Here is a 16,314-nt window from a genome sequence, read left to right as displayed (position 1 = left end):
ATTTTGAACAGCTACTTCTAGTTCTGATCAGAAGCTTTGATAGGCTCCCGATCATGACGGAAGAGGCAGGTCAGCCGCGGATTTGCGAGTACCGGCGCTGCGGGGCACCGCTGCCGCCGGCGGTGGGGCGGGGGAGCCGGGCGCGGTTCTGCCAGGACGGGAAGACCTGGGGCCGGCGGAACCTCTCCTGCCGGGACGCCGAGGCCGTCCTGTCCGACGCCGAGGCGCTGCGGGAGAGTGACACCGAGCTGGACGACACCGCCGTCACCGCGCTCGCCGGGCAGGTCGACCGCGTGCTCGAACCCGCGCGCGGACTCGTCGAGACGCTCACGACCCTGCGCCACCAGCTCGAAGCCACCACCGCGACCGCCCTCGCCGAACGCGACGCCGCCGTGGCCGAGGCCGACGAGCACCGCCGTCAGCGCGGGCTCGCCGAAGCCGACGCCGCGCAAGCCCGCGAGATCGCCCAGGAGGCCTCCGCCACGGCCACGGCGGCCGAGAAGGAGACAGCCGCGGCGATCCGGGAGCGGGACGCGGCCCGCGGCGCCCAGCGGGAGGCGCTCCACGAACAGCAACGCGCCGAAGGGCAGCTGGCCGCCGTGCGCGACGAGCTGGCCCGGGTCGCCGAGCGTGCCGATGCCGCGGCCGCCCTCGCCGGCGAGCGTGCCGGGACGATCGCGACGCTGACCGCCGAACTCGCGGCCACCCGCGCGGCCCTCGACGAGGAGCGCGGACGCAGCCGGGCCGCGGAGAGCCGCGCCGAGTCGACGGCCCTCCGGCTCGACGCGGCCGAATCGCGAGCCGACGCCGCCGCCGCACGGCTCGACGCGGCACACGAAGAGCTGACCAAGGCAGCTACTGCCCACCAGGCCGCCCAGGACCAGGCGCGAATGGACGCCGACCGCCTGCGCGCCCGGTTCGACGAGCGCCTGGCCGAACTGCAGGCGGCGCACGAGCAGACCGTCCGGTCCATGCACGAGACCACCACGCACCTCGGCGCCGAACTACGGGCCGCCAGCGGCCGGGCCGACGCCGCGGAACGGGCGTTGACCAGGGTGTTGACGGTCCTGCGTGAGATGCCGGGTCTGGAGCTGCCCGAGGACGTCGTGGCAATGCTTAAGTAGTTACTTGACTATTGGTGGCGGCGGACCTAACTTAAGTACATGCTTGACCATGAGCTGGACCTGGTGTTCCGCGCTCTGGGCGACCGGACGCGGCGGGCGCTGGTGGAGCGGCTCGTGCGCGGGCCGGCGTCGGTCAGCGAGCTCGCCGAGCCGCTGACCATGTCGCTCGCCGCCGTGGTGCAGCACCTGCAGGTGCTCGAATCGGCCGGGATCGTGCGGTCGGAGAAGGTCGGCCGCGTCCGGACCTGCCGGATCGAGCCGGACATGCTGCGCGCCGGCGAGCACTGGCTGGGACGTCAGCGCACGACGTGGGAAAGCAGGCTCGACCGGCTCGGCGACTTCCTCGCCGAGCCGCCCGGCACCTCGGAAGGGAGCACGACATGACCGTCACGCACGCCACCTTCACGCTGGAACGCACCTACCCGGTCCCGCCGTCGCGGGTGTTCGCCGCGTGGGCGGACCCGGCCGCGAAGGGCCGCTGGTTCGTCCCCGACGGAACGCACGAGCTGGACTTCCGCGTCGGCGGCCGCGAAACCGTCGATGCCACGGGCCCGGACGGCACGGCGCTGTCCGTCGTCTCGGCCTACCACGACATCGTGCCGGAACAGCGCATCGTCTACTCCACGACGCTCAGCGGCGGCAAGGCGCTGGCGACGGTCTCGATCACCACGGTCGAGTTCGCGGCCGAAGGCGCGGGCACCCGGCTCGTCCTGACCGAGCAGGGCACGTTCCTCGACGGCGCCGAAGAACCGGCGTGGCGGGAGCAGGGCACGGGCGACTGGCTCGACCGGCTGGGCGAGGCCCTCCGATGACCGCGGCGCTCACCGCGCTCGTCGAATCGCGAGCGGCGGCCGTGGCGGCAAAGGACGTCGAGACGCTGGTGGCGCAGTACGCCGAGGACGTCACGCTGTTCGACGCGCTCGGCCCGCTGCGCGACACCGGCCGAGACGTCGAGCGGAAGCGGCTGCGGGCGTGGTTCGGCGCCTACCGGACGTCGATCGGCCTGCGGATCCGAAACCTCGAGGTGGTGGCCGACGGCGACGTGGGGTTCGCGCACTACGTGTTCCAGGTCCGCGGCACGATGACCGACGGCACCGAGGTGGACATGGCGGTGCGCGCCACCATCGGGTTCCGCCGCGATGACGACGGCTGGAAGATCGTGCACGAGCACAGTTCCGTTCCCTTCACGCCGTCCGGTACCGCTGCGGGCTGACGCCGAACTCGCGTTTGAACGCCGCGCTCAGGGCGAACGCGCTGCCGTAGCCGACCTGGCGGGCGACCGACGCGATCGTCGACTCCGGGTGCTGGCGCAGGAGGTCCGCGGCGAGCGCCAGCCGCCAGCCGGTGAGGTAGGCCATCGGGGTCTCGCCGACGGTCGTGGCGAAGCGGCGGGCCAGCGCGGCCCGGGAGACGCCGGTGTTCGCGGCGAGCTTCGCGACCGTCCACGGCTCGGCCGGCTGGTGCTGCAGCAGCCGCAGCGCCTGCCCGACGACCGGGTCCTCGTGGGCGCGGTACCAGGCGGGCGCGGTCGTGTCGGCCCGGTCGAACCACGCGCGCAGGGCCGCGATGAGCAGCACGTCGAGCAGCCGGTCGAGGACGGCTTCCTGCCCGGGCACGTCCCGGCCGATCTCGCCGGCCAGCAACGCGACCAGCGGCGTCGGCCAGTCCGCGGCGCGCAGGACGATCAGGGCCGGCAACGCGGCCAGCAGCTTCTTGCTGATCTCCCCTTCCATCCCGTAGGTGCCGGTGAGCAGCACGACCGGGCCGCCGGTGCCCCAGGTGCGGACGCCCAGGTCGGCGTAGTCGGTGAGGTGGCCGCCGTCGGGGGTGCGGCACTCCTGGCCGGGCAGGATCAGCGCCTGCGGCGGCGTCGCCGGGTGGTCGGCGACCAGATACGGGTCCGGGCCGCGGGCGATCGCGACGTCGCCTTCGCCGAGCAGGACGGCCTCGCCGGCGTCCGGGACGATCCACGCCTCGCCGCGCACGACCGACACCACGGTCAGCGGCGCCCGGTCCTCGATGCGCAGCGACCACGGCGGGGTCAGCACCGAGCGCAGCAGGAACGCGCCGTGGGCGCGGGGGCCGTCGAGGAGTGCGGCGAGCGGATCCATGCGCTCAGTGTAGACGCTGGAACATGCGATCGAGCTTGTGAACTATGGAGAGTCTCACCGCCACTCGGTTGACTCAGGGACATGACAACGAACTTCCTGGTGGTGGGCGGCACCGGCAAGACCGGCCGCCGCGTGGCGGACCGGCTGCGGGAGCGCGGTCTGCCGGTACGGATCACGTCGCGGCGCGGGGCGCCGCCGTTCGACTGGAGCGATCGCGAGACCTGGGCACCGGTGCTCGAGGACGTCGGCGCGGTCTACCTGACCTACTACCCCGACCTGGTCGTGCCCGGCGCGGCGGCCGACATCCGCGCGTTCGCCGAACTCGCGGTGACGCGCGGAGTCCGGCACCTGGTGCTGCTCTCCGGACGCGGCGAAGAGGAGGCCGAGGCGTGCGAGCGGATCATGGCCGAGGCGGGGACCGGCTGGACGGTCCTGCGGTGCAGCTGGTTCGCGCAGAACTTCAGCGAGCACTTCCTGCTGGACGCGGTGCGCGGCGGGGAGATCGCGTTGCCGGCGGGCACGGTGACCGAGCCGTTCGTCGACGTTCGCGACATCGCCGACGTCGCGGTGAAGGTGCTGACCGAACCGGGCCACACCGGGAGGCGGTACGAGCTGACCGGGCCGCGGCTGCTGAGCTTCGCCGACGCGGCGGCCGATATTGCGGCCGTGTCGGGGCGGGATGTCCGCTATGTTCCGGTTTCCGCCGAGGAGTACGCGGCCGCGGCGGTCGCGTACGGCGTGCCGGCGGCCGAGGCCGGGGCGTTGAGCGAGCTGTTCGCGCGGGTGCTCGACGGCCGCAACGAGTCGGTGACCCACGACGTCGAGCGGGTGCTGGGGCGGCCGGCGACGGACTTCGAGGACTTCGCGCGGGACGCGGCGGCGGCCGGGGTCTGGGCGCGGTGAAGGGGAAGGTGAAACCGATGTCCACTGTGGTGCTGGTGGCCGCGCTGGTCGCGGCCGGGTTGGTCGCGGGGTTGTTCTACGCCTACGCGTGCTCGGTGCTGCCCGGGTTGGCGAGGGGTGACGACAAGACGTTCGTCGAGGCGATGCGCGGGATCAACGTCGCGATCGTCAACCCGGTCTTCCTGCTGACGTTCCTGGGCGCCCCGGTGCTGGCGGGGGTGGCGATCTTCCTGAACCCGGGGCCGCGGCCGTGGGTGATCGCCGGGTTCGCGTGCCTGGTGGCGATGATCGTGATCACCGGGGTGGTGAACATCCCGCTGAACAACGCGCTGGAGTCCGGCGGCGACGACTACGCGGTGGTGCGGGCGAACTTCGAGGCGGTGTGGGTGCGCTGGAACGTCCTGCGCGCGGTGGTGAGCACGGCCGGCTTCGGCTGTCTGGTCGCGGCCGTGCTCACCGAGCGCTGATCAGTCCGCGAGGCGGAAGAGCAGGTCGGTGACCCACTGGGCGGGGTCGGGGACTTCCAGGGGGTTGGTGCGCAGCACTTCCAGCCGCCCGCCCCACTCTTCGCCGTCGGGGCCTTCGGTGACGTCCCACGTGACGCCCTCGGCGGCGCCCCAGGCCAGGACCGCTTCGGTCGCGGCGGCCAGGCCGTCGGGGGCGCCGACGTAGGTGTCGAGCACGTACTTCCCGGCCGGGACTTCGCCGAGGAACGCCGGCTGCTCAGGGGTGAAGCCGCCCTCGATGGGGACGCCGGCTTCGACGGTGAACCGCATGCCGGGGTGCAGGACGCGGTAGCGGAAGAACGGCGCCCCGGCCGGGACGATCCCGTGCCCGGCGAGGGTGCCGATCAGCGGTGGCAGCCGGTCGGCGATGCGCGGGAACTCCTCGATGCCGAGGGTGGCGCGCTCGGCGACGTAGGGCTGGGCCGGTCGGTCCACAATGGACGGCATCAGGGTTCCTCCGGGACGAAGACGGGCCGGACTTCGATGCTGCCGTAGGTCGCGGCGGGGTGCTTGGCCGCGATCTCCAGGGCTTCGTCGAGGTCGTCGCACTCGAGGACGACGTAGCCGCCGATCTGTTCCTTGGCTTCGGTGAAGGGCCCGTCGGTGAGCAGCACTTCCCCGTCGCGGACGCGGATCGTGGTGGCTTCCGACGGCGGGCGCAGGCCGCCGCCGCCGTGGATCTTGCCGCGGCGGGCGAGGTCTTCGCCCCAGCCGTCGCACCCGTCGTACTGGTGTTCTTCGGCAGTTTCGTCGCCGGCGATCAGGAGCAGGTACCGCATTCAGCGTCCTTCCAGTACTTCGCGCAGCCGCGCGGCGAAGGCGTCCGGTTCGGCCATGAAACCACCGTGGTCGCCGGGGAACAGTTCGGGCTTCAGGTCGAGGTCGGCGGCCAGGCCGAGGCCGGTGTCGTGGGCGAGCTGCCCGGCGGACTGCTCGCCCACGGCGACGACGAGCCGCGCGGACGTCGCCCGCAGCGCGTCGAGGTCGGGGTCGTAGGCGCCGGTGGCGGGCATCAGGTGGCCGAAGAAGTAGGCGAAGTTGCCTTCGGCGCGCGGGTCGAGCGGCGGCGCGGGGTCGATGCCCAGGAGCGCCATGAACGCGGCGAAGGCCGGGGCGAGGCCATGGTCGCGGTACAGCGCGGGGATGTCGGGGCCGCCCCCGGCGGGTGCGTACCGGGTGATCGGCGGCTCGTGCAGGACGACGGTGCGGACGTCGCCGGGGTACCGGACGACGTGGTCGAGCATCGTGATGGCGCCGCCGCTGTTGGCGAACACGTCCGCCGGGCCGACCTCGGTGAGCAGGCGGTGCACGTCGTCGGCGTGCCGGCGGATCGTGTCGCCCGCCGGTTCGCCGTCGAGGGGGCTGCGGCCGAGGCCGCGGGGATCGAACGTGACGACGGTGTGGTCTTCGGCCAGCACGGGCCGGATCGCGGTGAACACCGCGGCGTCGGCGGGGCCGCCGGGGACGAGCAGCAGCACGGGTCCGCGGCCGGTGACGTCGTAGGTGAGCGTGGCGCCGGGGACGGCGAGGGTGGTCATGGGCGTTCCTCCGGAGTTCGGGTCTCGCCCGACCGACGAACGGGCGCGCCCGGGACCGACACCACCTCGGAAATTCTTCGCGTGAGGTAGGCGCGCTCGGCGTCGGTGGGCGCGAGGTCGCGGGCGACGGCGTACCACTGGGCGGCTTCGGCGGTGCGGCCCAGGCGGCGGAGGAAGTCGGCGCGGGTGGCGGGCAGCAGGTGGTAACCGGCCAGGTCCAGCTCGTCGAGCAGGGCGAGGCCGGCGACCGGGCCGTCGGCCATGCCGACCGCGACGGCCCGGTTGAGCTCGACGACGGCGCTGGGGACGAACTTGCGCAGCTCGCCGTAGAGGCCGGCGATCTGCGCCCAGTCGGTGTCGGCGGGCCGGGCGGCGGTGGCGTGGCAGGCGGCGATGGCGGCCTGGATCTGGTACGGCCCGGGCCGCCGCCTCCGCAGCGCCGTCTCCAGCAGTTGGGTCCCTTCGGCGATCTCTCCGGCGTCCCAGCGGGCGCGGTCCTGGTCTTCGAGCGGGACGAGCTCGCCGTCGGCGCCGGTGCGGGTGGCGCGGCGGGCGTGCTGCAGCAGCATCAGCGCGAGCAGGCCGAGGACCTCGGGTTCGTCGGGCATCAGCCGGGCCAGGACGCGGGCGAGGCGGACGGCTTCGGCGGCGAGGTCGGGGCGCAGCAGGTCGGGTCCGGCGCTGGCGGAGTAGCCCTCGTTGAACGTCAGGTACAGCACGCCGAGGACGGCGGCGGTGCGTTCGGGCAGCAGGTGCGCGGGCGGGACGCGGTAGGGGATGCCGGCGCCCTTGATCTTGCGCTTCACCCGCACGAGCCGCTGGGACATGGTCGCTTCCGGGACGAGGAACGCGCGGGCGATCTCGGCGGTGGACAGGCCGGCCAGCGTGCGCAGGGCGAGGGCGACCTGGGCTTCGGTGGCCAGCGCCGGGTGGCAGCAGGTGAAGATCAGCCGCAGCCGGTCGTCGGTGACGCCGGAGTCGTCGTCGGGTCCTCGTTCGTCGGGGACGTGCATCAGCGCGGCCTCCCGCAGCTTGGCGGCGCCGACGGTGTCGCGGCGGAGCCGGTCGGTGGCGCGGTTGCGGGCGGCGGTGGTCAGCCAGGCGCCGGGCCGGTCCGGGACGCCGTCGCGGGGCCAGGTGCGCAGGGCGAGGGCGAACGCGTCCTGGGCGCACTCCTCGGCGAGGTCCCAGTCGCCGGTGATCCGGATGAGCGTGGCCACGACCTGGCCCCACTCCTCGCGGAACGCCTCCGCGACCGCGGTCTCGACGCCCACCGTGCCTCCTTCGCGCCGGGTCACTTTCCCGACGAACGGCCGGGGCCGGAACCGACAGCCGCCGCGTGGCAGGCGCCGAAGCCTTCGGCGCAGGCGACGATCCGGCCGTTTTCTACACGTACGGCCGCTTCGGTGGCGTCGCTGACGGCGGTGATGCCGGCGGCCGCGGCGAGTTCGCCGGTCGCGTCGCAGACCAGCCGCAGCCGGGGCCGGGCCGGGGGTTCGACGGCTTGGTCGAGGCAGGCGCGCAGGTCGGTGACGGCGAGGCGGGCCAGGGGCGCGAGTTCGCCGGGGTCGCTGGTGACAAGCACGGCGGTGACGTCGGCGCCGGTGCGCACGGCTTCTTCGAAGGCGGACGCGCGGTGCAGGCCGAGGACGGTGACGACGCCGTCGCCGGGCCGGAACGGCTCGCCGGTCAGCAGGTCGGTGGCGGCCGGTGGGGTCCAGGGTTCGTCGGCGGATCGGGCCCGGGTGGTGATGGGCGGGCTCGCCGGCCAGTCGTCGTCGAGGTCCAGGTCGAGCAGCGCGGTGCAGGCGGTGACGATGTGGAACGGTTCGCCGAAGCCGGGTGCGGCCGCGGCGAGCTGGCTCGCGCCGTGCAGCGTCGTCAGCGCGGCTTCGGCGACGCGCACGAGGCGCCTGCCGGGGCGGAGCCGTTCCAAGGCCAGCCCGAGCAGGATCGCGTTGACGCGCATGAGCTGCGCGAACGGCCGTCGGGTGTGCTCGTCGGCGAGGATCTCGGGCAGCAGGTCGCGGCCGAGGCGGGCTTCGCCGCTGTCGGCGTCGGTGGCCAGGGGCAGGCGGGCGACCCAGGCGCGGGCGAACGCGGCCAGCGCGCCGGCGGCGGTGGGGTCCGCCGGCGGGGTGGGGGGCCGGGGGGCGCGTTCGGCGAGGTCGGCCAGGACGGCGAAGTACAGGGCCCGTTTGCCGGGGAAGTTGGAGTAGACCGCGCCGCGGGTGAGCTCGGCGCGTTCGGCGATGACGTCGACCTTCGCCTCGCGGAAGCCGCGGGCGGCGAACTCGTCGCGGGCGGCGGCGAGGACCTTCGCGCGGTTGCGTTCCTGCGTTTCCGCCCTGCTGAGCCTGACCATCGTCCTCCTTGCCGCGGCGTCGCGAGCCAAGATACCGTGACCACTGAGATGATAAGAACATCTGATATCAACATCTGGAGTGGTGGATGACCCCCGAGATCGACCTGACCGACTTCAAGGTCCTGACTGACCCGTTCACCGCCTACGACCAGGCCCGCGAAGTGAGTGCGCTGGCCAAGCTCGTCATCCCCGGCTTCGGCCCGTTCTGGGCCCTGACCCGCTACCGCGAGGCCCGCGCGATGCTGGCCGACCCGCGGTTCGAAGTCCGGTCCGAGAGCTTCCTGCGGCCGCCCGGCATCCCCGAGCACTGCCTGGAGTACATGCGGACCATGGCCGAGCAGGACGGACCCGAGCACCTGCGGCTGCGGCGGCTGGTCGCGCCGGCGTTCACCCCGAAGCGCGCCGCGCGGCTGCGGCCGCGGCTGGAGGCACTCACCGACCGACTGCTCGACGAGCTGCCCGGGCACGCCGAGGACGGCGTCGTGGACCTCGTGCCCCACTTCGCGCGGCCGTTGCCGATGGATGTCATCTGCGAACTGGCGGGTATCGCCGAGGCCGACCGGCCGCGCTGGCGCGAATACGGCGCTGCGGTCGCGGGCGGGGCCGGCCCGGACTTCGCCGCCGCGATCCCGGCGATCATCGAGGGTGCGAAGGACGCGGTGGCGCGCAGCCGCGCCGAACCGGGCGACGACCTCATCGGCGACCTGGTCCACGCCCAGGACGGGGACCGGCTCACCGACACCGAGCTGGTCACGCTCGTCTGGCACCTGGTGCTGGCCGGGCAGACGCCGGTGAACCTGATCGCCAACGCCGTCGAAGCGCTGCTGCGGCACCCGGACCAGCTGGACCTGCTGCGCGCGGATCCCGGGTGGTGGCCGGGCGCGGTGGAGGAGCTGATGCGCTTCTGCAGCCCGCAGCTGCTGACCACGCCGCGGTTTGCCCGCGAAGACGTCGAGATCGACGGGCAGCTGATCCGCGAAGGCGAGCGGGTGAGCGCGGCGATGGTGGCCGCCGACCGCGACCCGCGGGTGTTCGGCGACGCGGACCGCCTCGACGTCACGCGCACCGGGCCGGCGCAGCTGGGGTTCTCACACGGCCCGCACTTCTGCCTGGGCGCGTCGATCGCGCGGGTGGAGACGGAAGTGGCGCTCTCAGCGCTGTTCCGGCGCTTCCCGAACCTGGAGCTGGCCGGCGATGTGCCGCGGGCACCGGACGGCGGGACGTGGCGGCCGGCAGCGCTCCTGCTGCGGCTCTGACCGGCGCACGTGATGTCTTGAATGACTCATTCATGTCGTCCGACGACATGAATGAGTCATTCAAGACACTCGCCCGGCCATGGGGGCGCGTACGGCTACTGCGGTGTCGCGCGGGCGTTGACCAGGGTTTCGATGCCGTCGAGGACGCGGGCGAGGCCGAAGCGAAACGTGTAGGCCGGGTCTTCGGCGGCGTTGTGGGCTTCGCCCGCGGCCTGGCCGACGCGTGAGGCCAGGGGGTAGTGCTCCGCGGCGGCGGCCGGGATCCCGGCCAGCACCGGCGCGGCGCGCTCCCACCACTGCGCGTCGGTCAGGCCGCTGGTGCGGACCAGGCGGGCGGCGTCGAGCGAGCTGCGCGCGGTGGTCCGCACCAGGCCGGTGACGAGGCCGACGGCGGCGTCCATCTCGACGTCGTCCAGGCCGATGCCTTCGACCGCGCGCAGTTCGTGTTCGTACTTGGCGAAGCTGTGCGGGCCCAGCGCCGAGCGGCTGGTGGTGACCTGCAGCAGCCACGGGTGGCGGTGGAACAGCGCCCACTGGTCCTCGGCGATCGCGGTCAGCGCGGTGCGCCAGCCGAGGCCCGGGTCGGGGACGGGCAGCTCGCCGTGGGCGTGGTCGATCATCAGGTCCAGCAGCTCGGCGCGGCCCGGTACGTAGGTGTAGAGGGACATGGGGGAGACGCCGAGCTGCTCGGCGACCCGGCGGATGGTGACGGCGTCGATGGTGTCGGCGTCGGCCAGCGCGACGGCCGCGCGGACGACGTCGGCCGTGGTCAGCTTGGGTTTCGGGCCGCGTCGCGGGGGTGCGGAGACACCCCAGAGCAGTTCGATCGCCCGTCGCGGGTCGCCGTCGCCGTTGTCCTCGGTGCTCACTCCGCTCATTCTGCCCACCGGATTCCCGTACGTCGTACAGAGTTGTGCTACCCTTCTTTGTACACAGTACAGAGTTAAGGGGCTCGATGACTCCGCAGATCCACGCCGAGGGACTTCGCAAGCGCTACGGCGACGCGTACGCCCTCGATGGGTTCGATCTCTCCGTCCCGGCCGGGTCGCTGCACGGCCTGCTGGGACCCAACGGTGCCGGCAAGACCACGGCCGTGCGCGTGCTGTCGACGCTGCTGCGCCACGACGGCGGTACCGCGCGCGTGGCCGGCTTCGACGTCGCCACTGAATCAGCGAAAGTGCGTGCCTCGATCGGGCTGGTCGGGCAGCAGGCCGCGGTCGACGAGCTGCTCTCCGGGCGCCAGAACCTGATCCTGTTCGGCCGGCTGCACCACCTGGGCCGGCGCGAGGCCACGCGCCGCGCGGACGACCTGCTCGAGCGCTTCGGCCTGGCGGACACCGGATCGAAGCCGGTCTCGGCGTACTCCGGCGGGATGCGGCGACGGCTGGACCTGGCCGCGTCGCTGCTGGCCGCCCCGCGGGTGCTGTTCCTCGACGAGCCGACGACCGGGCTGGACCCGCGCAGCCGCATCGAGGTGTGGCGGGCGGTGCGGTCCCTGGTCGCCGACGGCACCACCGTCCTGCTCACCACGCAGTACCTGGAGGAAGCCGACCGGCTGGCCGACCGGATCTCGCTGGTCGAGCACGGCCGCGTGATCGCCGAAGGCACCCCGGCCGAGCTGAAGGGCTCGCTCGGGGCGACCCGGATCGAGCTGGCGCTGACCGACCCGGACGTCGTGGGCGCGGCGACGGCGTTGCTGGCCCGGGTCACCGGCGCCGAGCCGGTCACCGAGGAGCTGCGGGTCAGCGCGCCGGCCGAGCCGTCGATGCTGACCGACCTGGTCCGCGAGCTGGCGGCGACCGAACTGGCGGTCGCCGACGTGGCGCTGCGGCATCCGACGCTGGACGAAGTGTTCCTCGAGCTGACCGGAAAGGCGTCGCGATGAGGTGGGCTCTCGAAGACGGCTGGACGCTGACCGGGCGCTACCTCGCGCAGCTGGCCCGGCGCCCGGCGCGGCTGGCCACGGTGGTGGCGTTCCCGATCCTGATGGTGCTCATCTTCGCCTACCTGCTCGGCGGCGGGATGACCGTGCCCGGCGGTGGCTCCTACCGCGAGTTCCTGATGCCGGGGATGTTCGCGATGACCATGGCCTTCGGGTTGTCGGGGACGATGATCGCGGTGCTCGACGACGCCACCAAGGGCGTCACCGACCGGTTCCGGTCGCTGCCGATGGCGCCGTCGGCCGTGCTCACCGGCCGGGTCGCCGCGGACCTGGTGAACGCGGTGCTCGCGCTGGTGGTGCTGCTGGGGTGCGGGTTCGCGGTCGGCTGGCGGCCGCACGGCAGTCTCGCCGAGACCGTGGCGGCGTTCGGGCTGCTGCTCCTGCTGCGCACAGCGCTGGTGTGGGCGGGGATCTACCTGGGGCTGCTGACCACGGATCCGGCGATGGTGACGCTCGCGCAGACGCTGGAGTTCCCGTTCGGGTTCCTCTCCAGCGCGTTCGTCGCGACCGCGACCATGCCGGCGTGGCTGGGAACCGTGGCCGAGTGGAACCCGTTGTCCTCCACGGTGACCGCGGCGCGGGTGCTGTTCGGCAACCCGGGCGCGGCCGCGACGTCCTGGGTGAGCGCGCACCCGGTGCTGATGGCGGTCGGCTGGCCGCTGGTGCTGCTCGCGGTGTTCGTGCCGCTGTCCGTCCGCCGATACGGGAGGCTGGGAAACTGAACGCCGATTTCGAACCGGGTGAACCACCGCGCGCGGGCCGCCTGGTGCTCGACGGGCGCCGGGTGTCCCTGGTGGACGGTCTGCCGGAGCTGCTGAGCGCCACCGGTCCGGCAGCGGAGTTCTGGGCTACCGCGGCGAAAGCGGCGTTGCGGCTGGTCGCGGCCGGACGGCTGCTGCCGGGGGTCACCGCCGCCGGGCACGACGCCTGGCGCGTCGGTCCCCTGGAGCCGGCGGAAGCGGCGTGGCTGCGGGACCTGGCGGCGGCGATGCCGGTGGACGACCGCGCGCCGGGCCCGCTGTTGCGGGCGTTCCTCGACGCCGTCGCCGACACCCTGCCCCGCACCCCCGCCGCGGCGAAGGCGGCCGGGACGCGGTTGTTCGCCGCCCTCGCCCCGCAGCGAGCGGAGTCGTTGCGCGACTGGGCGGACGAGCTGGCGGCCGGGCTCGACTCGGGCATCCGGGTGTCCCTGCGCGTCGAGGCGCCGGACGGGTTCGACAGCGGCCGCTTCCACGCCGTCGTGCAGGTCCACAGCCTCGCCGAGCCGGGCCAGGTCGCCGACGCGGCGCAGCTGTGGGAGACGGGCCGGTTCGGTCCGCGGGCGCGCATCGACGTCGTGCTGGCGCTGCGGCGCGGCGCGCAGGTGTGGCCGGCGTTGAGCCCGCTGCTCACCTCCGCCGTGCCCGACGAGCTGGTGCTGGGCGGGGACGAGGTGACCGAGCTGGTCGCGACCGCGGCGCCGCGGCTGGCGGCGGTGGGCATCGACGTCCACTGGCCGGCCGAGCTCGCGGGGCTGCTGACCGCGCGGGCGGTGGTGAACGCCGGGGACGCGCCGGGTGACCTGCCGTCGTTCTTCGGCGGGGGCCGGGCCCTGGCCTTCGACTGGCAGCTCGCGCTGGGCGGGCAGGTGCTGACCGAAGCGGAATTGGACGCCCTCGCCGAAGCCCGCCGCCCGGTGGTGCGGCTGCGCGACCGCTGGGTGCTGGTCGACCCGGCGTTGGCGGCGAAGGCACGGGACCGGACGCTCAAGCCGCTGACGCCGGTCGACGCGCTCGGCGCGGTGCTGACCGGCACCACCGAGGTCGACGGCGAGCACGTCGAAGTCGTCACCGAAGGCTGGCTCGCGCAGTTGCGGGAACGGCTGTCGGCACCGCCGGAACCCCAGGCACCACCCGCCGGGCTGGCCGCGACGCTGCGGGACTACCAGCTGCGCGGGCTGCAATGGCTGGCCACCGTCACCGGCCTGGGCCTCGGTGGTTGCCTGGCCGACGACATGGGGCTGGGCAAGACGGTCACGCTGATCGCGCTGCACCTGCACCGGGCGTCGGGGGCAACGCTGGTGGTGTGCCCGGCGTCGCTGCTGGGCAACTGGGAACGCGAGATCCACCGGTTCGCCCCGGGCGTGCCGGTGCGGCGCTTCCACGGCACCGCGCGTTCGCTCGAGGACGTCGAGGGGTTCGTGCTCACCACCTACGGGACGTTGCGCGCCGATCCCGCGCCGCTGGCCGGAATCCAGTGGGGGTTGCTGGTGGCCGACGAGGCCCAGCACGTCAAGAACCACCGGTCGGAGACGGCGAAGGCGTTGCGGCTGGTGCCCGCGGCCGCACGGGTGGCGCTGACCGGCACGCCGGTGGAGAACACGCTCTCGGAGCTGTGGGCGATCCTCGACTGGTCGGCGCCGGGCCTGCTGGGGTCGCTGTCGGAGTTCCGGGCGCGCTGGGCGAAACCGATCGAAGCCGGGGACCCGGTCGCGGCCGAGCGGCTGTCGCGGTTGCTGCGGCCGTTCCTGTTGCGGCGCCGCAAGTCCGACCCCGGGATCGCGCCCGAGCTGCCGGCGAAGACCGAGACCGACCGGCCGGTCGCGCTGAGCCCGGAGCAGGTGGCGCTGTACGAGGCCGTGGTGCGGGAGATGATGGCCGACATCGCCGCGAGCGACGGGATGGCCCGGCGCGGCCGGATCGTCAAGCTGCTGACCGCGCTCAAGCAGATCTGCAACCACCCGGCGCAGTACCTCAAGGAGCCCGGCGGCCGGTCGGGCAAGCTCGAGCTGCTCGACGAGCTCCTCGAAACGATCCTCGCCGAGGGTGGCGCGGTGCTGGTGTTCACCCAGTACGTCGCCATGGCCCGGCTGCTGGAGCAGCACCTCACCGCGCGCGGCATCGGGACGCAGCTGCTGCACGGCGGCACCCCGGTCGCCCGTCGCGAGGAACTCGTCCAGCGGTTCCAGGACGGCGCGGTGCCGGTGTTCCTGTTGTCGCTCAAGGCGGCCGGGACGGGGCTGAACCTGACGCGCGCCGACCACGTCGTGCACTTCGACCGCTGGTGGAACCCGGCGGTGGAGGACCAGGCGACCGACCGGGCGTACCGGATCGGGCAGACGCGGCCGGTGCAGGTGCACCGGCTGGTGGCCGAGGGCACGGTCGAGGACCGGATCGCGGCGATGCTGCGGGAGAAGCGGGCGCTGGCCGAGGCGGTGCTGGCCGGCGGTGAGGCGGCGTTGACGGAACTGTCGGACACCGAGCTCGCGGAGCTCGTCGAGCTGAGGAGCCGCGGATGAGCGACGAGGCGGTGCGCGGGTTCCCGGCGTTCGGCGCGGGCGGCCGGCTGGCCCGCTCGTGGTGGGGGCGGGCGTGGGTGCGCGCGATGGAGGACACGGCGCTGGACCTGCGGCAGCTGAAGGCGGGGCGCAAGTACGCCGCGGCCGGGCTGGTGGGGCCGATCACGGTGAGCCCAGGCCGGATCGCGGCGGTGGTCGACGACGCCGACGGCGGCCCGTTCCGGACCGAGCTGCGGCTGGCGGTGCTGTCCGAAGCAGACTGGACGCGGTTCCTGGACCGGGTGGCCTCCCGCGCGGGGCACCTGGCCGCGCTGCTGGACCGGGACATGCCCCACGACCTGGTGACGGCGGCCGACGACGCCGGCGTCCACCTGCTGCCGGGGATCGGCGACCTGGACCCCGAGTGCGAGTGCCCGGGCTGGGAGCTGCCGTGCCGGCACGCGGCGGCGTTGTCGTTCCAGGCGTCGTGGCTGCTGGACGCGGACCCGTTCGTGCTGCTGCTGATGCGCGGCAAGGGCGAACGGGAGATCCGGGCGGAGCTGGAGAGCCGTACGGCGCCGCGGACGGACCTGGTCGTCGAGGACCGGACGCCGGGGGTGCTGCCGGACCTGGCGGACTTCGCGCCGTCGGGGGCGCCGTCGATCCCGGCCGCGCCGGGGGTGCCCGCGGCGGCGTTCGCGCTGCTGGCGGCCAACGCCGCGGCGCAGGCCCGCGCGGTGCTGGCGGGGGAGCCGTGGCCGGGACGGCGGCTCGACACCGTCCGGCTGGCCGCGGAATTCCCTTCGGTGGCCTCGCGGCTGGGCGAGGGACCGGAGTTCGAGCGGGCGGTGGCGGCTTGGACGCACGGTGGGCGCGCCGGCCTGGAGGTGCTGGACTCGGTGTGGACGCCGCCGAAGGCGGCCTTGGCGGCGGCGCGGGCCGCGCTCGCCGACGAGGCTCCGGTGTTCGAGCGCAACCGGTGCACGGCCGGGGACGTGCAGCTGCGGCTGGACCGTGCGGGCCGGTGGCACCCGTACCGGCGCGAGGGTGGCGAGTGGTGGCCGTCGGGTCCGCCCGAGACCGACCCGGGACTGCTGATCGGCTGACGCTTCTTCACGGACAAACCCCTTGTCCGGGCAGGGATTTTCGTGGGATTTCGCGGTATCCAGCGAGATCCTCGTTGTCTCCTGTCCGCGACGGCGGGGTTTCCGCCGGGGCCCACTGGGGGTGCGGGCGCGCGGGGCCGGTCTTCCCCGCGCGCCCCCCCGGTTTCCGCGGAGCAACGCGGCGGCGCGGTCCGCGCGCGGCCGCCG

Annotated in this window: 18 protein-coding genes; 11 read left to right on the top strand and 7 right to left on the bottom strand. The window is 73.8% G+C overall.

Annotation, left to right across the window (positions count from 1 at the left end):
* Positions 1-53 precede the first annotated feature (53 nt).
* Genes ABFJ78_RS13460 through ABFJ78_RS13445 form a run of 4 tightly spaced genes read left to right on the top strand, consistent with a single transcriptional unit; the run spans position 54 to position 2,337 of the window.
* Positions 54-1,124 carry a hypothetical protein gene (locus tag ABFJ78_RS13460; protein ID WP_436386320.1) on the top strand — a complete coding sequence of 357 codons (1,071 nt, stop codon included), beginning with the start codon at positions 54-56 and terminating at the stop codon, positions 1,122-1,124.
* 39 nt (positions 1,125-1,163) lie between these two features.
* Positions 1,164-1,508, top strand: coding sequence for an ArsR/SmtB family transcription factor (locus tag ABFJ78_RS13455; RefSeq protein ID WP_436386319.1), 345 nt, complete (start codon positions 1,164-1,166; stop codon positions 1,506-1,508).
* On the top strand, positions 1,505-1,936 hold the full coding sequence (locus ABFJ78_RS13450) for an SRPBCC family protein (RefSeq protein ID WP_436386318.1): 432 nt from the start codon (positions 1,505-1,507) through the stop codon (positions 1,934-1,936). Before ABFJ78_RS13455 ends, ABFJ78_RS13450 begins: the two co-directional genes overlap by 4 nt.
* Positions 1,933-2,337 (top strand): YybH family protein, encoded by a 405-nt coding sequence (locus ABFJ78_RS13445; protein WP_436386317.1) that lies wholly within the window; start codon positions 1,933-1,935, stop codon positions 2,335-2,337. The genes ABFJ78_RS13450 and ABFJ78_RS13445 overlap by 4 nt, the downstream gene beginning before the upstream one ends.
* Here the strand turns inward: ABFJ78_RS13445 and ABFJ78_RS13440 are convergent.
* Positions 2,309-3,235, bottom strand: a complete 927-nt coding sequence (locus ABFJ78_RS13440) for an AraC family transcriptional regulator (RefSeq protein ID WP_436386315.1) — start codon at positions 3,233-3,235, stop codon at positions 2,309-2,311. The two genes, ABFJ78_RS13445 and ABFJ78_RS13440, sit on opposite strands and share 29 nt — an antisense overlap.
* 81 nt (positions 3,236-3,316) lie before the next feature.
* On the opposite strand from ABFJ78_RS13440, the gene ABFJ78_RS13435 reads away from it, so the two are divergent.
* Positions 3,317-4,138 carry an NmrA family transcriptional regulator gene (locus tag ABFJ78_RS13435; RefSeq protein ID WP_436386314.1) on the top strand — a complete coding sequence of 274 codons (822 nt, stop codon included), beginning with the start codon at positions 3,317-3,319 and terminating at the stop codon, positions 4,136-4,138.
* Between the two features lie 17 nt (positions 4,139-4,155).
* Positions 4,156-4,605: a DUF1772 domain-containing protein gene (locus ABFJ78_RS13430; RefSeq protein WP_436386312.1), complete on the top strand. Its 450-nt coding sequence runs from the start codon at positions 4,156-4,158 to the stop codon at positions 4,603-4,605.
* Here the strand turns inward: ABFJ78_RS13430 and ABFJ78_RS13425 are convergent, their stop codons facing one another.
* From ABFJ78_RS13425 to ABFJ78_RS13405, 5 genes are read right to left on the bottom strand one after another with little or no spacing between them, the layout of a single operon-like run.
* The gene (locus ABFJ78_RS13425) at positions 4,606-5,091 is read right to left on the bottom strand and encodes an AraC family transcriptional regulator (RefSeq protein ID WP_436386310.1); all 486 of its coding nucleotides are present in this window, start codon (positions 5,089-5,091) and stop codon (positions 4,606-4,608) included.
* Positions 5,091-5,423, bottom strand: coding sequence for a YciI family protein (locus ABFJ78_RS13420; RefSeq protein ID WP_372665090.1), 333 nt, complete (start codon positions 5,421-5,423; stop codon positions 5,091-5,093). Before ABFJ78_RS13420 ends, ABFJ78_RS13425 begins: the two co-directional genes overlap by 1 nt.
* Complete coding sequence (locus ABFJ78_RS13415) at positions 5,424-6,182, bottom strand: alpha/beta fold hydrolase (RefSeq protein WP_436386308.1); 759 nt, start codon at positions 6,180-6,182, stop codon at positions 5,424-5,426.
* Positions 6,179-7,456 carry an RNA polymerase sigma factor gene (locus tag ABFJ78_RS13410; RefSeq protein ID WP_436386307.1) on the bottom strand — a complete coding sequence of 426 codons (1,278 nt, stop codon included), beginning with the start codon at positions 7,454-7,456 and terminating at the stop codon, positions 6,179-6,181. The genes ABFJ78_RS13415 and ABFJ78_RS13410 overlap by 4 nt, the downstream gene beginning before the upstream one ends.
* 20 nt (positions 7,457-7,476) lie before the next feature.
* Positions 7,477-8,547, bottom strand: coding sequence for a TetR/AcrR family transcriptional regulator (locus ABFJ78_RS13405; RefSeq protein ID WP_436386305.1), 1,071 nt, complete (start codon positions 8,545-8,547; stop codon positions 7,477-7,479).
* Between the two features lie 86 nt (positions 8,548-8,633).
* Between ABFJ78_RS13405 and ABFJ78_RS13400 the strand changes: the two genes are divergently transcribed.
* Positions 8,634-9,803: a cytochrome P450 family protein gene (locus tag ABFJ78_RS13400; protein ID WP_436386303.1), complete on the top strand. Its 1,170-nt coding sequence runs from the start codon at positions 8,634-8,636 to the stop codon at positions 9,801-9,803.
* A 95-nt stretch (positions 9,804-9,898) separates the two neighbouring features.
* Here the strand turns inward: ABFJ78_RS13400 and ABFJ78_RS13395 are convergent, their stop codons facing one another.
* Positions 9,899-10,681, bottom strand: coding sequence for a TetR/AcrR family transcriptional regulator (locus ABFJ78_RS13395; RefSeq protein WP_436386302.1), 783 nt, complete (start codon positions 10,679-10,681; stop codon positions 9,899-9,901).
* 77 nt (positions 10,682-10,758) lie between these two features.
* On the opposite strand from ABFJ78_RS13395, the gene ABFJ78_RS13390 reads away from it, so the two are divergent.
* The 4 genes from ABFJ78_RS13390 to ABFJ78_RS13375 all read left to right on the top strand — a co-directional run bounded on the left by ABFJ78_RS13390 (position 10,759) and on the right by ABFJ78_RS13375 (position 16,107).
* Positions 10,759-11,688, top strand: coding sequence for an ATP-binding cassette domain-containing protein (locus ABFJ78_RS13390; RefSeq protein WP_436386300.1), 930 nt, complete (start codon positions 10,759-10,761; stop codon positions 11,686-11,688).
* On the top strand, positions 11,685-12,467 hold the full coding sequence (locus tag ABFJ78_RS13385; protein WP_436386298.1) for an ABC transporter permease: 783 nt from the start codon (positions 11,685-11,687) through the stop codon (positions 12,465-12,467). The genes ABFJ78_RS13390 and ABFJ78_RS13385 overlap by 4 nt, the downstream gene beginning before the upstream one ends.
* Positions 12,468-12,538: 71 nt before the next feature.
* Positions 12,539-15,022: a DEAD/DEAH box helicase gene (locus tag ABFJ78_RS13380; protein WP_436386297.1), complete on the top strand. Its 2,484-nt coding sequence runs from the start codon at positions 12,539-12,541 to the stop codon at positions 15,020-15,022.
* Positions 15,019-16,107 carry an SWIM zinc finger family protein gene (locus tag ABFJ78_RS13375; protein WP_436386296.1) on the top strand — a complete coding sequence of 363 codons (1,089 nt, stop codon included), beginning with the start codon at positions 15,019-15,021 and terminating at the stop codon, positions 16,105-16,107. Before ABFJ78_RS13380 ends, ABFJ78_RS13375 begins: the two co-directional genes overlap by 4 nt.
* The last annotated feature ends 207 nt before the right edge of the window (positions 16,108-16,314 follow it).

Source organism: Amycolatopsis sp. MEPSY49 (assembly GCF_051337345.1).
In the GTDB taxonomy this organism is placed as follows: Bacteria; Actinomycetota; Actinomycetes; order Mycobacteriales; family Pseudonocardiaceae; genus Amycolatopsis.
The sequence above is the reverse complement of the archived record's forward strand: the minus strand, read 5'-3'. Positions and strand labels throughout refer to the sequence as shown.

What these genes read in the sequence shown, in the direction of transcription:
- ABFJ78_RS13375 (WP_436386296.1), top strand. Translation starts at nt 15,019, where the DNA reads ATGAGCGACGAGGCGGTGCGCGGGTTCCCGGCGTTCGGCGCGGGCGGC.
- ABFJ78_RS13415 (WP_436386308.1), bottom strand. Translation starts at nt 6,182, where the DNA reads ATGACCACCCTCGCCGTCCCCGGCGCCACGCTCACCTACGACGTCACC.
- ABFJ78_RS13390 (WP_436386300.1), top strand. Translation starts at nt 10,759, where the DNA reads ATGACTCCGCAGATCCACGCCGAGGGACTTCGCAAGCGCTACGGCGAC.
- ABFJ78_RS13425 (WP_436386310.1), bottom strand. Translation starts at nt 5,091, where the DNA reads ATGCCGTCCATTGTGGACCGACCGGCCCAGCCCTACGTCGCCGAGCGC.
- ABFJ78_RS13440 (WP_436386315.1), bottom strand. Translation starts at nt 3,235, where the DNA reads ATGGATCCGCTCGCCGCACTCCTCGACGGCCCCCGCGCCCACGGCGCG.
- ABFJ78_RS13400 (WP_436386303.1), top strand. Translation starts at nt 8,634, where the DNA reads ATGACCCCCGAGATCGACCTGACCGACTTCAAGGTCCTGACTGACCCG.
- ABFJ78_RS13445 (WP_436386317.1), top strand. Translation starts at nt 1,933, where the DNA reads ATGACCGCGGCGCTCACCGCGCTCGTCGAATCGCGAGCGGCGGCCGTG.
- ABFJ78_RS13420 (WP_372665090.1), bottom strand. Translation starts at nt 5,423, where the DNA reads ATGCGGTACCTGCTCCTGATCGCCGGCGACGAAACTGCCGAAGAACAC.
- ABFJ78_RS13395 (WP_436386302.1), bottom strand. Translation starts at nt 10,681, where the DNA reads ATGAGCGGAGTGAGCACCGAGGACAACGGCGACGGCGACCCGCGACGG.
- ABFJ78_RS13435 (WP_436386314.1), top strand. Translation starts at nt 3,317, where the DNA reads ATGACAACGAACTTCCTGGTGGTGGGCGGCACCGGCAAGACCGGCCGC.
- ABFJ78_RS13460 (WP_436386320.1), top strand. Translation starts at nt 54, where the DNA reads ATGACGGAAGAGGCAGGTCAGCCGCGGATTTGCGAGTACCGGCGCTGC.
- ABFJ78_RS13430 (WP_436386312.1), top strand. Translation starts at nt 4,156, where the DNA reads ATGTCCACTGTGGTGCTGGTGGCCGCGCTGGTCGCGGCCGGGTTGGTC.
- ABFJ78_RS13385 (WP_436386298.1), top strand. Translation starts at nt 11,685, where the DNA reads ATGAGGTGGGCTCTCGAAGACGGCTGGACGCTGACCGGGCGCTACCTC.
- ABFJ78_RS13455 (WP_436386319.1), top strand. Translation starts at nt 1,164, where the DNA reads ATGCTTGACCATGAGCTGGACCTGGTGTTCCGCGCTCTGGGCGACCGG.
- ABFJ78_RS13405 (WP_436386305.1), bottom strand. Translation starts at nt 8,547, where the DNA reads ATGGTCAGGCTCAGCAGGGCGGAAACGCAGGAACGCAACCGCGCGAAG.
- ABFJ78_RS13450 (WP_436386318.1), top strand. Translation starts at nt 1,505, where the DNA reads ATGACCGTCACGCACGCCACCTTCACGCTGGAACGCACCTACCCGGTC.